We start from the raw sequence: 16,388 nt of genomic DNA on the forward strand, positions 1-16,388 counted from the left end.
AGACTGTCTAAAAACCTTTAATAACTTTGTGAATAAATCTACTGCCAATTATTAGGCAAATACTGTGATTGTAAGCATCTTAAGGTATGAAACACATAAAAGGATAAGACAGAAGTCAGATCCATCTTTTTCCTATTTCTTTAGAAGAATCTATAGATTTAAACAACGATGTTAGGCTGATAGATTTATTTGTTAACAGTCTAACATTAAGGGACTACGGTTTTAAGGCAGATTTTATTGAAAATGGTCGTCCAGCCTATCATCCATCAGACCTGCTCAAATTATACATTTATGGATACCTGAACAAGATGAGATTCCTGCTAATGTTGAGAGTATTGGAGATAGCGCTTTTTTAGATAATCCAATTACCGAAGTGATAGCAAATATGAGTAGTAACATTCCACTCCTGCCCACAAGTGCTTTTTCAAATCGTAGTAGTATAACTTTAACGGTTCCTTCTGGTACCATGAATGATTACGAAGTTGCTGGGTGGACAGGGTTTTATGATGACACGTTAACTACAAATGAGCCTGAAAAAGATTATTTTACCCTTTACCCTAACCCCGCAAAAGATAAAGTTTATATTAATTTAAGTTCAGAGCAAGAATTGCATCAAGTAAGCATATATAACATGACTGGAGCCTATTTATATTCAGAAAGCGCACTAGAAATAGATACAAGCCACTTATCTAATGGAATGTATCTCCTACAACTGGAAACCAAAACAGGTAATATATCTATTAAAAAAGTGTTGATAGCCAGATAATGACAATTTGGTCTTACATCTAATATCAATAATTTTAATTACGAAAAGTATGAAGTATAAAATTTATTTTATAGCACTATTATCTGTTGCTACTTTAGTGTTTTCTTGTTCTTTAGAAAACACTAATAACGAACCCATACTAATAACCGATCCTCCAGTATACGGTTATTTAACAAAATGGAAAGAGATAGAACTAAATAGTGGGGCAACAAATTGGGAATCTATTTCCTCTGGAGATACCCTTTCACTTTTTTCAAATTATGCTGATGATGTAAATCCAAGAAGTGGAGCGTACATATATAATTTTACCAAATTGAAAATAGATGAAGAACAAGATGGTTTCTTCTTACAAGAAGATAATCAATTGTCATTTTACTCAAATTCAAACGATACGAAAAAAATTGTAGAATTTGAAGAGGAAGAGAATACCCTTATTATCAATAACACATCGGTGGTTCCTCAGATACAGATTAAATACGAAAAAATAGAAATAGATTAATGAACCTTATTGTCGTTTAATACAAGTAAAAAGTTAGGTACTTGTTTACGAAATTTCCCTTCCGTTCAATTTGTTCTTTAGAAAATTTAAAAATCATTAAAAAATGATGGTGGTGAAATGCTTGTTGAACTGGAAACAACTCGACCTTTGGGAAGCGTTGTTCTATTTCAACAATGCCACATGCTATTGCTCAACAATTACTTATAGCTTTACTTCTCTTTTCTTCGAATCTTTCCAATAATCTGTTTATATCCTCGCTTATCTTACTCTCCACCACTCTAGCGTATATTTATGTTGTTGATAGCTTGGTGTGCCCTAAAAGCTTGGATACCGTTTCTATAGGTACGCCATTGGACAGCATTACCGTAGTGGCAAAAGTATGTCTGGCGACATGAAAGGAAATGTTTTTGTGGATGCCACTTGATTTTGCAATTTCCTTTAAATAGCTATTGGTCTTTTGGTTGGAGCTTATGGGTAATATGTTTGTGGTAAATTCCATTTCTCTTGCTACACGGTACTTTTGAAGTATTCTCCAAGCTTTGGGCAGAATGGGTATTTTTACAAGCTCGTCCGTTTTCTCTCGTTTGGTATATATCCAGTTATTATTGTCTATACCCTTGACAATATTATCTTCTGTAAGCTCCTTTACATCTACATACGATAGTCCCGTATAGCAAGAAAAGACAAAGCAATCTTTTATTCGCTGTAAGCGGTCACTTTTAAAATCCGTGTTCTCTAATAATTCCAGTTCCCTTTCTGTTAAAAACGCCCTATCGTATTTATCATATTTTAATTGGAAGCGGTCAAACGGATTTTTGCTCATCCAGTCCAATTTAATGGCTAGATTTATGATTTTCTTGAAACGTTCCAGATGTTTCATTACCCCATTGTTTCCCATAGAAAGTTGTTTCTTGGAATCCTTGATTACTATTATGATACGCTATAAGTTCTCTCAGGGTCTTACTCCTATCGTCTTCTCCTAAATATCTAGTTTTTATCGCATCCGAGGATAGGATTTTATCCTCTTCTATCAGCTGTTTGTGGCATTGAAGTAGTTTGGTATATACTTGGTCTAAATAAGCGTTTAAAACTCTTATTTTTTCCGTGTTGCCCCTACCCTTGTTTTTGGTGGAATCCCATTGCGTTGAATTTACACACATTTTTAGACTGATTTCTGCTCGTTTTCCTTTTACGGTGATACGGACATAGATGGAAAGTTCATTGGGATTACTTCTTGATTTTCTAGTAAAAAAAGTAATAGAAAAGGTATTTACTGCTCTCATTTTAAGTGACTTTGATTAAACAATGATTTGTAAAGACGAAAGTCAAATCATGCCTCAAAGCTCCATAAAGTTAATACAATTTCAGTGAAACATTGCACACCTAATTGCACACCTTTTATATGGGTTTAAATGGTATCATTTGGTATCAAATAAAATGTGCAAAAACAAAAAACACTGATAATCATACAATTAACAGTGTTTTGTTGTAACCTATTACTAGGTTCGTCGGGGTGGCAGGATTCGAACCTGCGACCTCCGCGTCCCAAACGCGGCGCGATAACCGGGCTACGCTACACCCCGAATTGGTTATCATTTTAGGACTGCAAATATAGTTTTTTTATTCATTACACCATTTTTTATATCAAAAAAATTCACCTTTAGATGTAATTAAAAATACATACCAAAAAAAACTATAATTTAGCGTGCTTAAACACATCATATTCCCCATGTACTTTATAAAAAATATAATTTTAGTTTTACCTTTTATCGGCATAGTTTTTAGTGCTTTTGGACAATCAAAAATTAAAGGAAAAATTATTGATAGAGACAATAACACTTTTATAGCAAGTGTACAAATCACAAATCTCGATACGAAAACCACTACCGTTTCTAATTTAAATGGAACCTTTGAAATCTCTACAGTTGGTAAATATTCATTCAAAAAAGAAGGCTACCTTGAAAAGACTCTTGAATTAAAAAATAACACATATCATATAATTCAACTAAGTATTAATCCATCCGAATTAAATGAAGTTATTATTAATTCAAATCATATACCTAAAAAACTAAAAAGAGCAACAGCTTCAATTAGTATTATTCCGTTAAAAGATATAGAGCTAGGTAACGACATCAATATAGCACCTATTTTAAACAGAACACCTGGAATATTTATGCAAAGTGCTGCTCTTAACACAAACCGAATTACAATTAGAGGTATTGGTTCCAGAAATTTATTCGGAACAGCTAAAATTAGAGCCTATTTTAAAGATATACCTTTAACATCTGGGAGCGGAGAAACAACCATTGAAGATTTTGAATTAAATACCATCTCCCGTTTAAAAATTATAAAAGGAGCTACTTCTAGTATTTATGGAGCTGGTCTTGGTGGCACTATTCACCTAACACCAAAAAATGCATTTCTAAATCAATCTAATATAAATAATAAAATATCTATAGGGTCTTTCGGACTATCAAAAGGTACTATAAGTATAAATCATGGTACTAAAACCCATAGTTTTAAAGCTGTTTACAGCAATACACATAGTGACGGCTATCGGGAAAACAACACATATAATAGGCAGACCTTTACCATAAACACAAATCACTATTTAAGCAAAAAAAACGAGCTGTCTTTTTTAGCTAGTTACGTAGATCTGAATGCCTTTATTCCTAGCTCGATTAACGAAGAAACCTATCTAAACAGTCCTAAATCGGCTGCATTTACCTGGAAACAATCACAAGGTTTTGAAGACTCTAAACGAGGGGTTTTCGGTCTGTCTTGGAATCATCAATATAGTAAAAACACAAAACAGGCAACCAGTATTTTTACTTCTTTTTATGATGCTTACGAACCCAGACCTTTTGATATTTTAAAAGAAAACACCTTAGCAATAGGTATTAGAAGTCGAATTTTAGGAAACTCTAAGCTTTTCGACAAAACTCTTAACTGGACACTTGGAGGTGAACTTTTTAGAGACACTTACACATATGGAACATTTGAAAATTTATATCAAGATTTTCCTGATGGTACTGGAAGTGTTGAGGGTAATAGATTATCAAACTTTAAAGAAAAAAGAAATTATTACAACGCCTTTTTTGAAACTAATTATGAGCCTTCAGAAAAAACGACACTTTCAATAGGTTTAAATTTAAACCAAACCTCATATCATTTAAACGATAGGTTTCCTGTTTCAGAAAACAATCCAGATCAATCTGGCAACTTTAAATTCAAGAATATAATATCCCCTAAATTTGGCATGTCTTATCTAATTTATAAGAGTATTAGCCTTTATTCAAATGTTAGCCACGGCTTCTCTCCTATTTCATTAAATGAAACCTTGTTACCCGACGGACAAATAAACACCAATCTTAAACCAGAAACGGGATGGAATTATGAAATTGGAACACGAGGTGCTTTTATAAATAATCGTTTACAATTCAATTTGGCACTTTATCGCTTAGCAATTAAGAATCTGTTAGTATCTCGCAGAACTGCTCAAGATGAATTTATCGGAATAAATGCTGGAAGTACGCAACATGACGGATTAGAATTATCATTGAATTACCAATGGCTACAGAAAGAAACGCTATCTATAAATTCATTTCTAAACTACACGCTCAATAATTTTAAATTTAAAGAATTTATTGATGGTGACACTAATTTTTCAGGCAATGATTTAACAGGTGTCCCTTCAGACGTTTTTAACGCAGGAATTAATATCGAATCATCATTAGGATTTTACGGAAATATTAATTTTCAATATGTAAGCGAGATGCCTATTACAGATAGTAACAGCCTATATTCAGACAGTTATAACTTAACGAATTTCAAAGTTGGATACAAAACATATCTTAATAAAAAGCTAAACTTAAATATTTTCTTAGGTATAAATAATATCTTTGATAAAACCTATGCATCACAAATTTTGATAAACACCTCTGGTTTTAATGGCAGTGCGCCAAGATATTATTACCCAGGGAATCCTGTAAATTATTATACAGGAATCAACATAAATTATATGTTTTAAATAACTATAAACAAAAAGCCATGAGAACTATTTTTTCGTTTTTATCACTAATCTTTATAACATGCATGTCATGTGCCCAACAAATAGAATCTGAAATAAAAGCGGAAACACCTGTTAATGTTAATTATACAACCGAACTCATTGTTCCAGATTTAGATATTCCCTGGGGCATGGTTCTTTTACCAGATGGAAGCATGCTTATTACTGAAAAAACAGGTGAGCTCATTCATTTTAAAAACGGTGTAAAAAAGAATATTGAAGGCTTACCAGAAATATATGTACGTGGTCAAGGTGGTTTAATGGATTTAGAATTACACCCTAATTATAAAAACAACGGATGGATTTATATAGCTTATGCATCACAAGAAGGAGATGCAGATGGTGGTAACACAGCCATTTTAAGAGCCAAGTTAGATAACAACACCTTAGTTGAAAAACAATTACTTTATAAAGCTGGTCCTAATACAAAAAAAGGGCAACATTGGGGATCTCGTATTGAGTTTGACGATAAAGGTTACTTGTATTTTTCTGTGGGAGATAGAGGTAATAGAGATGTAAACCCACAAGATATTACTCGAGATTGTGGTAAAATTTACAGATTAAATGATGATGGAAGCATTCCAGAAGACAATCCCTTTACAAACGCAACCAATGCAAAAAGGGCTATTTATAGTTACGGGCATAGAAACCCACAAGGCATGATAAAAAATCCGTTTACAGGAGATATTTGGGTGAATGAACATGGCCCTCGGGGAGGTGATGAAATTAATATCATACAAAAAGGTAAAAACTTCGGGTGGCCAGTTATTTCGTATGGTATTAATTATGATGGTACAACGTTTACAGATATTACAGCAAAAGAAAATATGGAACAACCTTTATTTTATTGGGTACCTTCTATCGCTCCTAGTGGTATGACTTTTATTTCTTCGGATAAGTACCCAAATTGGAAAGGAAATATTCTTGTTGGGTCTTTAAAGTTCAAATACATAGAAAGACTAGTTTTAGAAAACAATAAAGTTGTAAAACGCGAAAAATTATTTGAAGGCATAGGTCGCGTTAGAAATGTACTAGAAGCACCCGATGGTTATATTTATGCGGCTATTGAAGGTTTAGGTATTGTAAAAATTGTTCCAGAACATTAAAATAAACACATGAAATTAATTATTGCTAGCCTAATAGCGCTATCTCCTGTAGTTATAATTTACATAAATCAAAATAGGAAACCACCAATAGATCCTTTAAAAGAAAGCATACAAAGAGGTAAGGAAATTTATACAGATTTTTGTGTCTCATGCCATCTGCCTAATGGCGCTGGCGTAGAAAAAGTGTATCCGCCATTAGCCAATTCAGATTATCTTATAAAAAATCGGGAAGCCAGTATTAAAGGAATTAAATATGGACAAAAAGGAACCATTATAGTTAACGGAAAAACATACAATGGTAATATGGTTCCTATGGGTTTAAGTGATGATGAAGTAGCAGATGTTATGAACTATATTACAAACAGTTGGGGCAATAAAAATGATAAAATAGTTACAGAAGAAGAAGTTTCAAAAATTAAAAAATAAGTTATTTTCATATTTAAATAACATCCCATTTAACTAACTTTGTCAAAGCTAACTAAACAACATCAATAATGCTTATAATTGGAATTGCAGGCGGCACTGGTTGCGGTAAAACTACAGTTGTAAATCAGATACTAAATGAGCTTCCCGAAGGCGAGGTTGGAGTGATTTCTCAAGATTCCTATTATAAAGACACGACGCATTTATCTTACGAAGAACGTGTAAAAACAAATTTTGACCATCCGCGTTCTATCGATTTTGAGCTTTTAGCAAATCATTTAAAAGCACTTAAGAACAATACCCCCATACACCAACCAGTATATTCTTTCGTTAAACATAATAGAACTGGTGATACTATTTTAACACACCCTAGAAAAGTTATAATTGTTGAAGGCATTTTAATTTTAACAAATCCAGACTTAAGGGCTATGTTTGATATTAAAATATTTGTGCATGCAGACACAGACGAACGTTTAATAAGACGTTTAAAACGGGACATATCCGAACGTGGTAGAGATTTAGATGAAGTTTTAGTACGTTACCAAACAACGTTAAAACCAATGCACGATCAATTTATAGAACCTATGAAAGAATATGCAGATATTATAATACCAAACAATAAATTTAATACAGTAGCTATAGATATTGTTAAAACCATAATAAACGAAAAACTATAAATGGCATTTTTTAAACATAAATTTTTTAAACCCTTTAAAAATTGGCTCTCCTTAATTTTAGCCACTTTTATAGTTTGGATGCTATTTTTTGATGCCAATTCATGGATCATTCATCACGAACTAAATACAGATGTAGAAGCCCTAGAAAATGAAAAGGAGTATTATAAAAAAGAAATACAAAAAGATAATAAAGCGATAAAAAAGCTAAGCACAGAAGATGGTTTAGAAAAATTTGCTCGCGAAGAATATTATATGAAACGCGACAATGAAGAAATTTATATTATTGAATACGAAGACAGTTTAAAAACTAAAAAGAATGAGTAATAAGTTGTTTAATGAATTTGATTCGGTTTCAGCTAAACAATGGAAACAAAAAATACAGTTCGATTTAAAAGGAGCTGATTATAATGATACGCTTATTTGGAAAACAAACGAAGCTATTTCTGTAAAACCATTTTATCATGCCGACGACTTTAAAGAACAGCATGACGTTTCAAACACAGAAACAACATGGAACATTTGCCAAGCTATTTTTGTAGCAGATGCTAAGAAATCTAATCAAAAAGCAATTAATGCTATTGAAAGAGGTGCAGAAAGCATTAAGTTTATTATTCCTTCAGAAGCCATTCTAATTAGCGATTTATTAGAAAATATAAATCCAGACACAACACCTCTCTATTTTGAATTACAATTTCTTTCTGAAACATTTGTAAAACAACTAACAGCCATTCCATCTCATACAGGAATCCATATTCATACAGATATTATAGGCAATCTGGCAAAAAGTGGTAACTGGTATCATAACTTAAAAGACGATTTCTCTAAGTTTGAAACCATAATAACAAATACAAAATCATTTTCGGTTAATGTATCTCTATACCAAAATGCAGGAGCCAATATCATACAACAATTAGCATACGCCATAGCACATGCCAATGAGTATTTAAGTTATTTTGAAAACAATAAAGAGGTCTTATCTGCTTTAAAAATAACCTTTAACGTTTCTGTTGGCACCAACTACTTTTTTGAGATCGCAAAATTACGCGCATTACGAATACTTTGGGATACATTAGCAACAGCATATAAAGCACCCCCTAATTGTTATATCCTAGCATCTCCAACAAAACGGAACAAAACACTATACGATTATAACACCAACATGCTTCGCACAACTACAGAATGTATGAGTGCTATTCTTGGTGGCGCAAACAGCGTCTATAATCTACCTTATGATGCTATTTACCATAAAGACAATGAATTTGGTGAACGTATAGCTAGAAATCAACTATTAGTTTTAAAACATGAAAGTTATTTTGGTCTCGTTAATAATCCATCAGACGGAGCATATTATATAGAATCTTTAACACATCAACTAGCAGAAAAAGCTTTAGATTTATTTAAAAATATTGAAGAAAATGGTGGTTTTTTAAAACAATTAAAAGAAGGCACTATTCAACGAAAAATTAAAGAAAACGTTACCAAAGAAGAAGCGCAATTTAACGCTGGGGAACGCATCCTTTTAGGCTCTAACAAACACCCGAATGCAGAAGATAAAATAAAACATGAGTTAGAACTTTACCCGTTTGTAAAAACAAATCAAAGAAAAACATGGATAGAACCAATAATTGAAAAACGATTAGCAGAAAAAATAGAACAAGAACGATTAAAAAATGAAAACTAAAATGAACCTAAATTTTAACCTTATCACGCTTTTATTAACACTTACTTTATTAAACTGTAAAAAAGAAAACACATTTTCAGAATACCAATACGCAGATTCTCCTGTAGTATTAACATGTAATGATTTCAATTCTAAACTATACCACGAAGCTCTATACACTTTTGAAAATGATATTTTGAATTTTTATAGCAAAACCAATAAAAACACATCTCAAATTCAGGCTTACAACCAATTTGTAAGAGCAGCTGTTTACAGAAGAATAAAATACGAAGACATCGTATCTGCCCATACTCTTAAAGTATTTGAAGCTTTGAAAAACGAAAACACCTTATGGGATGCCAATAATACTAAAAGCCATTTAAACTATAATAGTGTCATTATAGACTGTATTACAAATAATATAGAAGACACTGCTTTAAAAACAACCTTTAATGCGCTTGTATCAACTAACAGTATGAGTCCAAAATTGTTTGGCGCACCTTTACTTAATAAATACAGAACTGCAATTAAAGACAAATATTTAGCAACTTACATTGCATTAGATTTGTTTTATGCCAAACTTTTTGATGTAGATTTTACTAAAGTTAATTTAAACAAAACAGAATCTAAAGTAGATTTTAATAAAAAATCTGAATAATCTTGAGAAAGAACCTCCAACATATCACAATAAACAGTAAACAAAATAAATCAAAAACTAAGAAGGTAAACCTTTTTTCGACTGCAGAAGGTATAGATATAAAATCATCCTACTCAAAAGATGATATTAAAGATCTGGAACACCTCGGGTTTGTTGCTGGAATGGCACCAAATTTACGAGGCCCTTACAGCACCATGTATGTTAGAAGACCTTGGACTATAAGACAATATGCTGGTTTTAGTACTGCAGAAGAAAGTAATGCTTTCTACAGACGTAATTTAGCTGCAGGACAAAAAGGACTATCTGTAGCATTCGATTTAGCAACCCATAGAGGTTACGATAGCGACCACGAACGGGTTGTTGGTGATGTTGGAAAAGCTGGTGTTGCTATTGATTCGGTAGAAGACATGAAAGTGTTGTTCGATCAAATACCATTAGATAAAATGTCGGTTTCCATGACTATGAATGGTGCCGTATTACCTATTATGGCATTTTATATTGTGGCAGCAGAAGAACAAGGTGTTAAACCAGAACTGCTTGCGGGTACAATTCAAAATGACATCTTAAAAGAATTTATGGTGCGTAATACATACATCTACCCCCCTACGCCTTCCATGAAAATTATTTCAGATATTTTTGAATATACAAGTAAAAACATGCCCAAGTTTAATAGTATAAGTATTTCGGGATATCATATGCAAGAAGCTGGTGCAACCTGCGATATTGAATTAGCTTACACGCTTGCCGATGGCTTAGAATACATAAGAAAAGGGCTCGCTGCTGGTATGGATATAGATACTTTTGCACCTCGTCTTTCTTTCTTTTGGGCTATAGGTATGAATCATTTTATGGAGATTGCTAAAATGCGTGCAGCACGTATGCTTTGGGCTAAATTAGTAAAACAATTTAATCCTAAAAATGAAAAATCTTTGGCTTTGCGTACACATTGTCAAACAAGCGGTTGGAGTTTAACAGAACAAGACCCTTTCAACAATGTAGCAAGAACCACTATAGAAGCTGCTGCTGCTGCTTTTGGAGGCACACAAAGTTTGCATACCAATGCACTGGATGAAGCGATCGCTTTACCAACCGATTTTTCGGCTCGTATAGCTAGAAACACGCAAATTTTTTTACAAGAAGAAACAAAAATCACCAAAACAGTAGATCCTTGGGCTGGAAGTTATTATGTTGAAAAACTAACACACGATATCGCTCAAAAAGCATGGTCTTTAATTGAAGAAGTTGAAGAATTAGGAGGTATGACGAAAGCTATTGAAGCTGGTATTCCCAAAATTAGAATTGAAGAAGCCGCCGCAAAAAAACAAGCCCGCATAGATTCTAGCCAAGATATTATTGTTGGGGTTAATAAGTACAAACTTGAAGAAGAAGCCCCATTATCAACACTTGAAGTTGACAACCAAACAGTTAGAAATCAACAAATAGAACGACTCAATAAAATTAAAGCAGAGAGAGACGCAGAAAAAGTTAATACAGCACTTTCAAAATTAACCGAAGCTGCAAAATTTTCCTTAAATTCGAAAGATTCTCGCTCCCATGAAGGCAATAATTTATTAGCTTTAGCAGTAGAAGCAGCTCGAGAACGTGCTACTCTTGGGGAAATTAGTGATGCTTTAGAAGTTGAGTTCGGACGGTATAAAGCACAAATAAAATCATTTTCTGGTGTGTATAGTAAAGAAATAAAAGACGACAAATCCTTTAAAAAGGCACAACAATTAGCCGATGTTTTTGCAGAACAAGACGGGAGAAGACCTCGTATTATGATTGCAAAAATGGGACAAGATGGTCATGACCGTGGTGCTAAAGTAGTAGCCACAGGCTATGCAGATGTTGGTTTTGATGTAGATATCGGTCCCTTATTTCAAACACCACAAGAAGCAGCAAAACAAGCTGTTGAAAACGATGTACATATTTTAGGCGTTTCTTCATTGGCTGCAGGTCACAAAACCTTAGTACCACAAGTTATTGAAGCTTTAAAAGCGTATGATCGTGATGATATCATGGTAATTGTTGGAGGTGTGATTCCCAAACAAGATTATCAATATTTATTTGATGCTGGAGCGATCGCAGTTTTTGGTCCTGGTACAAAGATTAGTGATGCTGCTATTAAGATTTTAGAAATCTTGATTGACTAAAGTATCTATAAAAAGACAACAAAGAGAGATAACACTTACGTTTACCGTAAATTATCGGTAAATTCTGTTTATTATACACAAAAATAATTGTATTTTTACTACCCCCTATCTAAAACCTAATGAACAAAATTATTGCAATAGCCAATCAAAAAGGTGGCGTTGGTAAAACTACTTCGTCTATAAATCTGGCAGACGCACTCGGTCTTCTTGAAAAAAAAGTACTTTTAATAGACTTAGACCCTCAAGCAAATGCGACTTCTGGTGTTGGTCTTGTTCCTTACGATATCAAACATAGTAGTTTAAGTTTTTTTACAAACACGTTCAAACCTGAAATAAATATTATAAAACCAGATTTAGCACATTTTGATTTTATACCTTCAAACATACGCTTAGCATCTATAGAAATAAATAAATCGAAATCTGCGCATTTATTTATGCTAAAAAGCTCGCTTTCAAAAGTTATAGATAATTATGAATATATTATAATTGATTGCTCTCCTTCTTTTGGACTATTAACTCTTAATGCCTTAACAGCATGTCATTCTGTAATTATACCAGTACAATGTGAGTTTTATGCTTTAGAAGGATTAAGCAAGCTATTGGTTACAATAAAAAGTATTAAAAAATCTTCTAATCCAGATATTGATATAGAAGGATTATTAATCACCATGTACGATTCAAAAACAAGTATATCAAGCCGATTACGAACAGAATTAATTAAACATTTTGAATCTATGGTATTTAATACCGTTATAAAAAGAAATGTTAAAATAAGAGAAGCCCCTAGTTATGGATTAAGCATAATAAAGTATAATCCTGATGGTGTAGGTTCTCAAAATTATTTAAATTTAGCATCAGAGCTCATTAATAAAAATATAGAAGAATCAACAAATTCGGAAATTGAAAAAGATCTATCTGAAATACTAACACTAGATTCAGAAGATGTTGATCTTATTATTAGAGACCATACAAATACAAATACCGATAAAAAAGACGAAGATTACAGTCACTTAATTGGCTTAAAAAGAGAGGAAATAAATGAAGTACTAGGGTTTTCTTATAATGATATTCATTCAAGCGTATGGATGTACAGAACAAGCGCATCTTTTAGCTTAATGAAAAAAAACTATTTGTATTTATATTTCGAAAATGAAAAAATTGTAGATTACAAGCTTACAACCTTTAAAATAAATAAGGGGCAATAGTTGTTATTAAAAATAATTTAATCTCTTTTTTTCTCAAAAAATCACTACCTTTCGCTCATATTTTCTTATAAATAAGCTTATAAAAATATAACCAAACCAAATCATTTCATGGGTAAAATTATTGCAATTGCTAATCAAAAAGGCGGTGTTGGAAAAACAACAACATCTATAAACTTAGCTGCCTCACTTGGCGTTCTGGAAAAAAAAATATTACTTATAGATGCTGATCCTCAAGCAAACGCAACTTCGGGAATAGGAATAGACATAGAATCTATAGAAATGGGTACCTACCAGCTTTTAGAGCACTCTAGCCCCGCTAGAGAAACGGTAATGAAAACAGATTCACCTAACTTAGATCTTATTCCTGCTCACATAGACTTAGTTGCTATTGAAATTGAGCTTGTCGATAAAGAGTCTCGAGAGTATATGTTAAAAAAAGCTTTAGCAGACATTAAAAACGATTACGATTATATTTTAATTGATTGTGCTCCTTCTTTAGGTCTACTAACATTAAACGCTTTAACAGCAGCTGATGCTGTTGTAATACCAATACAATGCGAATATTTTGCATTGGAAGGGTTAGGAAAATTATTGAACACCATAAAAAGTGTTCAAAAAATTCATAATCCGGAATTAGATATTGAAGGTTTACTACTTACTATGTACGATGCTCGATTAAGATTGTCTAACCAAGTAGTTGAAGAAGTTCAAAAACATTTTAACAATATGGTCTTTCAAACCATTATTCAACGTAATGTACGTTTAAGTGAAGCTCCTAGTTATGGAGAAAGTATCATTGACTATGATGCCGCTAGTAAAGGCGCTAACAATTACTTAAGTTTGGCTAAAGAGATCATCAATAAAAACGCTTAAATTATTATGGCTAAGGCAACAAAAAAACAAGCTTTAGGTAGAGGTTTATCTGCACTATTAAAAGATCCTGAGAACGATATTAAATCGGTTCAGGATAAAAACGCCGATAAAGTTATTGGGAATATAGTCGAATTAGACATTGATGTTATTGAGGTTAACCCTTTTCAACCACGTACTAATTTTAGCGAAGAATCATTACGAGAATTAGCATCTTCTATTAAAGAGTTAGGTATTATTCAACCTATCACTGTTAGAAAATTAGAATTTGATAAATACCAATTAGTTTCAGGAGAGCGTCGTTTTAGAGCTTCAAAATTGATTGGCTTAGACACGATCCCTGCCTATATTAGAATTGCTAACGACCAAGAATCGTTAGAAATGGCATTGGTTGAAAACATTCAACGTCAAGATCTAGACCCTATCGAAATTGCCTTATCATACCAGCGTTTAATTGATGAAATCAATTTAACACAAGAACAAATGAGCGAACGTGTTGGAAAAAAACGTTCTACAATCGCAAATTACTTACGTTTATTAAAACTCGACCCAATTATCCAAACTGGCATGCGAGATGGTTTTATTTCTATGGGTCATGGGCGTGCTATCATAAATATTGAAGACACGGCCATTCAATTAGATATTTACCAAAACATACTATCCAATAAATTATCTGTTAGAGAAACCGAAAATTTAGTTCGTAACTTTAATGATACCAAAGAAGTAAAAGTCACACCTAAAAAAGAAAGTGAAGAAGAGACTCCAAAATATATAAAAAAAGGTATTAATACTTTTTCTGAATACTTTGGACATAAAATTGACGTTAAAGTCTCTAGAAACGGTAAAGGAAAAATTACGATCCCTTTCCATTCAGAAGAAGACTTTAATCGTATAAAAAAACTAGTTGAGGGTGAGAGTGCCAAGTAAATTTCTAATAGCAAGTATCTTTACCTTTTTATTTTGTTTTTCAACAATAGCTCAAGAAAAAGAGAAGAAAATAAAAAAACTACCAAAAGAAGTTATTGTAGATTCTATTATAGAAATTAAAAAACCTTTTAATCCCTTATCTCCCGCTAAAGCAGCATTTTACTCAGCCATATTACCTGGCTTGGGGCAAGCCTACAATAAAAAGTATTGGAAAATCCCGTTCGTTTATGGCGCTATTGGTACAGGAGTTTATTTTTACATAACAAACAATAAAGAATACAATAGATATAGAGATGCTTATAAAAGCAGGTTAGCTGGTTATACAAATGATGAATTTTATTTCGATTCTGAAGGCAATCAATTATCAACACCTAGAGTAACTACAGAAAGCTTAGAACGAGGTCAAGAGTTTTATAGGAAAAACAAAGATATTTCACTACTGGTAACATTCGGATTTTACGCTTTAAATATAATTGATGCCAATGTTGATGCGCATTTATTGCAATATAATGTAGATGAAAACTTATCTTTGGCACCGCATTACGAATTTAACGAATTTGATGCAACTAGCAATCTCGGATTAACTTTAAACTTTAAATTTTAAATGAATATAGCTTTACTTGGGTATGGAAAAATGGGGAAGACCATTGAGCAGATCGCTATTAAAAGAGGTCATAATATAGTTTTAACTGTCGATAAAGATGATAAAGACTATGATATTACAAAAGCAGATGTAGCCATAGATTTTAGTATTCCTACAGTAGCATTTACAAATATATCTAACTGTATAAATAATCAAGTACCCGTTATTTCTGGAACTACGGGCTGGTTAGACAAATATGATGAAGCCGTAGCATTATGTAAAGAGAAAAAAAGTGCCTTTATTTATGCTTCTAATTATAGTTTAGGTGTTAACATTTTTTTCGAGCTTAATAAAACGTTAGCTAAAATGATGAGCACTCTTAAACAATACAATGTTAGTATGGAAGAAATCCATCATACACAAAAACTAGACGCTCCTAGTGGAACAGCCATTTCTTTGGCAAACGATATTATTTCACAGCATACTTGTTATGATAATTGGAAATTAGATGAAAACGGAGAAGCTATAATTCCTATAGTTGCAAAACGTATTGAAGACGTTCCTGGTACACACTCCGTTAATTACGAAAGTGAAGTAGATACTATTTCTATAGAACATGTAGCTCATACAAGACAAGGCTTTGCGTTAGGTGCAGTAATTGCTGCCGAATGGATTGCAGGCAAAAAGGGGGTATTTACAATGAACGATGTGTTAAATATTGGTTAATACTTAATAAATGTGTAACAACATTAATGAGCTTAACTACTAACAAAAAATTAAAATTTTAAGATT

General features: G+C 32.6%; 17 protein-coding genes, 1 tRNA gene and 1 pseudogene. 16 read left to right on the forward strand and 3 right to left on the reverse strand.

Features of this window, described 5'->3' with window-relative positions:
• Positions 1-134: 134 nt before the first annotated feature.
• From Q4Q40_RS24245 to Q4Q40_RS21120, 3 genes are read left to right on the forward strand one after another with little or no spacing between them, the layout of a single operon-like run.
• Positions 135-356, forward strand: a complete 222-nt coding sequence (locus tag Q4Q40_RS24245) for a transposase (RefSeq protein ID WP_496559863.1) — start codon at positions 135-137, stop codon at positions 354-356.
• A 29-nt stretch (positions 357-385) separates the two neighbouring features.
• The gene (locus Q4Q40_RS21115) at positions 386-766 is read left to right on the forward strand and encodes a T9SS type A sorting domain-containing protein (RefSeq protein ID WP_303304033.1); all 381 of its coding nucleotides are present in this window, start codon (positions 386-388) and stop codon (positions 764-766) included.
• A 49-nt stretch (positions 767-815) separates the two neighbouring features.
• Entirely contained in the window at positions 816-1,265 is a 450-nt protein-coding gene (locus Q4Q40_RS21120) for a hypothetical protein (RefSeq protein ID WP_303304034.1), read from the forward strand.
• 289 nt (positions 1,266-1,554) lie between these two features.
• Here the strand turns inward: Q4Q40_RS21120 and Q4Q40_RS24135 are convergent, their stop codons facing one another.
• From Q4Q40_RS24135 to Q4Q40_RS21130, 3 genes are all read right to left on the reverse strand, one after another.
• Complete coding sequence (locus tag Q4Q40_RS24135; RefSeq protein WP_367892793.1) at positions 1,555-2,163, reverse strand: site-specific integrase; 609 nt, start codon at positions 2,161-2,163, stop codon at positions 1,555-1,557.
• Positions 2,099-2,548 (reverse strand): Arm DNA-binding domain-containing protein, encoded by a 450-nt coding sequence (locus Q4Q40_RS24140; protein WP_345027187.1) that lies wholly within the window; start codon positions 2,546-2,548, stop codon positions 2,099-2,101. Before Q4Q40_RS24140 ends, Q4Q40_RS24135 begins: the two co-directional genes overlap by 65 nt.
• Before the next feature lie 225 nt (positions 2,549-2,773).
• Positions 2,774-2,848: transfer RNA gene (locus Q4Q40_RS21130), tRNA-Pro, on the reverse strand.
• A gap of 146 nt (positions 2,849-2,994) precedes the next feature.
• Here Q4Q40_RS21130 and Q4Q40_RS21135 point away from each other — a divergent pair.
• The 13 genes and pseudogenes from Q4Q40_RS21135 to dapB all read left to right on the forward strand — a co-directional run bounded on the left by Q4Q40_RS21135 (position 2,995) and on the right by dapB (position 16,322).
• Positions 2,995-5,295, forward strand: coding sequence for a TonB-dependent receptor domain-containing protein (locus Q4Q40_RS21135; protein ID WP_303304035.1), 2,301 nt, complete (start codon positions 2,995-2,997; stop codon positions 5,293-5,295).
• Positions 5,296-5,315: 20 nt separating this feature from the next.
• Positions 5,316-6,440 (forward strand): PQQ-dependent sugar dehydrogenase, encoded by a 1,125-nt coding sequence (locus tag Q4Q40_RS21140; RefSeq protein WP_303304036.1) that lies wholly within the window; start codon positions 5,316-5,318, stop codon positions 6,438-6,440.
• Between the two features lie 9 nt (positions 6,441-6,449).
• Complete coding sequence (locus Q4Q40_RS21145) at positions 6,450-6,866, forward strand: c-type cytochrome (RefSeq protein ID WP_303304037.1); 417 nt, start codon at positions 6,450-6,452, stop codon at positions 6,864-6,866.
• 68 nt (positions 6,867-6,934) lie between these two features.
• Positions 6,935-7,540, forward strand: a complete 606-nt coding sequence (gene udk, locus Q4Q40_RS21150; RefSeq protein WP_303304038.1) for a uridine kinase — start codon at positions 6,935-6,937, stop codon at positions 7,538-7,540.
• A complete protein-coding gene (locus tag Q4Q40_RS21155; protein ID WP_303304039.1) occupies positions 7,541-7,864 on the forward strand; it encodes an FtsB family cell division protein in 324 nt (107 codons plus the stop codon).
• Positions 7,857-9,221, forward strand: coding sequence for a methylmalonyl-CoA mutase subunit beta (locus Q4Q40_RS21160; protein WP_303304040.1), 1,365 nt, complete (start codon positions 7,857-7,859; stop codon positions 9,219-9,221). Before Q4Q40_RS21155 ends, Q4Q40_RS21160 begins: the two co-directional genes overlap by 8 nt.
• Positions 9,211-9,858, forward strand: coding sequence for a hypothetical protein (locus Q4Q40_RS21165; RefSeq protein ID WP_303304041.1), 648 nt, complete (start codon positions 9,211-9,213; stop codon positions 9,856-9,858). Before Q4Q40_RS21160 ends, Q4Q40_RS21165 begins: the two co-directional genes overlap by 11 nt.
• Positions 9,858-12,011 carry a methylmalonyl-CoA mutase gene (gene scpA / locus Q4Q40_RS21170; protein WP_303304261.1) on the forward strand — a complete coding sequence of 718 codons (2,154 nt, stop codon included), beginning with the start codon at positions 9,858-9,860 and terminating at the stop codon, positions 12,009-12,011. Before Q4Q40_RS21165 ends, scpA begins: the two co-directional genes overlap by 1 nt.
• A 119-nt stretch (positions 12,012-12,130) precedes the next feature.
• A pseudogene (locus Q4Q40_RS21175) lies at positions 12,131-12,886 on the forward strand (ParA family protein); the annotation flags it as partial.
• Positions 12,887-13,324: 438 nt separating this feature from the next.
• On the forward strand, positions 13,325-14,089 hold the full coding sequence (locus Q4Q40_RS21180; protein ID WP_303304042.1) for a ParA family protein: 765 nt from the start codon (positions 13,325-13,327) through the stop codon (positions 14,087-14,089).
• A 6-nt stretch (positions 14,090-14,095) separates the two neighbouring features.
• Positions 14,096-15,013 carry a ParB/RepB/Spo0J family partition protein gene (locus Q4Q40_RS21185; protein ID WP_303304043.1) on the forward strand — a complete coding sequence of 306 codons (918 nt, stop codon included), beginning with the start codon at positions 14,096-14,098 and terminating at the stop codon, positions 15,011-15,013.
• Positions 15,003-15,617, forward strand: coding sequence for a DUF5683 domain-containing protein (locus Q4Q40_RS21190; protein ID WP_303304044.1), 615 nt, complete (start codon positions 15,003-15,005; stop codon positions 15,615-15,617). The genes Q4Q40_RS21185 and Q4Q40_RS21190 overlap by 11 nt, the downstream gene beginning before the upstream one ends.
• Entirely contained in the window at positions 15,618-16,322 is a 705-nt protein-coding gene (dapB, locus tag Q4Q40_RS21195; RefSeq protein ID WP_303304045.1) for a 4-hydroxy-tetrahydrodipicolinate reductase, read from the forward strand. It abuts the gene before it with no gap.
• Positions 16,323-16,388 lie beyond the last annotated feature (66 nt).

Origin of the sequence: Flavivirga jejuensis (assembly GCF_030540765.1) — a bacterium.
GTDB lineage: Bacteria > Bacteroidota > Bacteroidia > Flavobacteriales > Flavobacteriaceae > Flavivirga > Flavivirga jejuensis.

Bases quoted from the DNA above. Each gene is read 5' to 3' on its own strand.
- Q4Q40_RS21185 (WP_303304043.1), top strand. From the start codon at position 14,096: ATGGCTAAGGCAACAAAAAAACAAGCTTTAGGTAGAGGTTTATCTGCA.
- Q4Q40_RS21135 (WP_303304035.1), top strand. From the start codon at position 2,995: ATGTACTTTATAAAAAATATAATTTTAGTTTTACCTTTTATCGGCATA.
- Q4Q40_RS21140 (WP_303304036.1), top strand. From the start codon at position 5,316: ATGAGAACTATTTTTTCGTTTTTATCACTAATCTTTATAACATGCATG.
- Q4Q40_RS21145 (WP_303304037.1), top strand. From the start codon at position 6,450: ATGAAATTAATTATTGCTAGCCTAATAGCGCTATCTCCTGTAGTTATA.
- dapB (WP_303304045.1), top strand. From the start codon at position 15,618: ATGAATATAGCTTTACTTGGGTATGGAAAAATGGGGAAGACCATTGAG.
- Q4Q40_RS21115 (WP_303304033.1), top strand. From the start codon at position 386: ATGAGTAGTAACATTCCACTCCTGCCCACAAGTGCTTTTTCAAATCGT.
- Q4Q40_RS21165 (WP_303304041.1), top strand. From the start codon at position 9,211: ATGAAAACTAAAATGAACCTAAATTTTAACCTTATCACGCTTTTATTA.
- Q4Q40_RS21180 (WP_303304042.1), top strand. From the start codon at position 13,325: ATGGGTAAAATTATTGCAATTGCTAATCAAAAAGGCGGTGTTGGAAAA.
- Q4Q40_RS21120 (WP_303304034.1), top strand. From the start codon at position 816: ATGAAGTATAAAATTTATTTTATAGCACTATTATCTGTTGCTACTTTA.
- udk (WP_303304038.1), top strand. From the start codon at position 6,935: ATGCTTATAATTGGAATTGCAGGCGGCACTGGTTGCGGTAAAACTACA.
- Q4Q40_RS21160 (WP_303304040.1), top strand. From the start codon at position 7,857: ATGAGTAATAAGTTGTTTAATGAATTTGATTCGGTTTCAGCTAAACAA.
- Q4Q40_RS24140 (WP_345027187.1), bottom strand. From the start codon at position 2,548: ATGAGAGCAGTAAATACCTTTTCTATTACTTTTTTTACTAGAAAATCA.
- Q4Q40_RS24135 (WP_367892793.1), bottom strand. From the start codon at position 2,163: ATGGGAAACAATGGGGTAATGAAACATCTGGAACGTTTCAAGAAAATC.
- Q4Q40_RS21155 (WP_303304039.1), top strand. From the start codon at position 7,541: ATGGCATTTTTTAAACATAAATTTTTTAAACCCTTTAAAAATTGGCTC.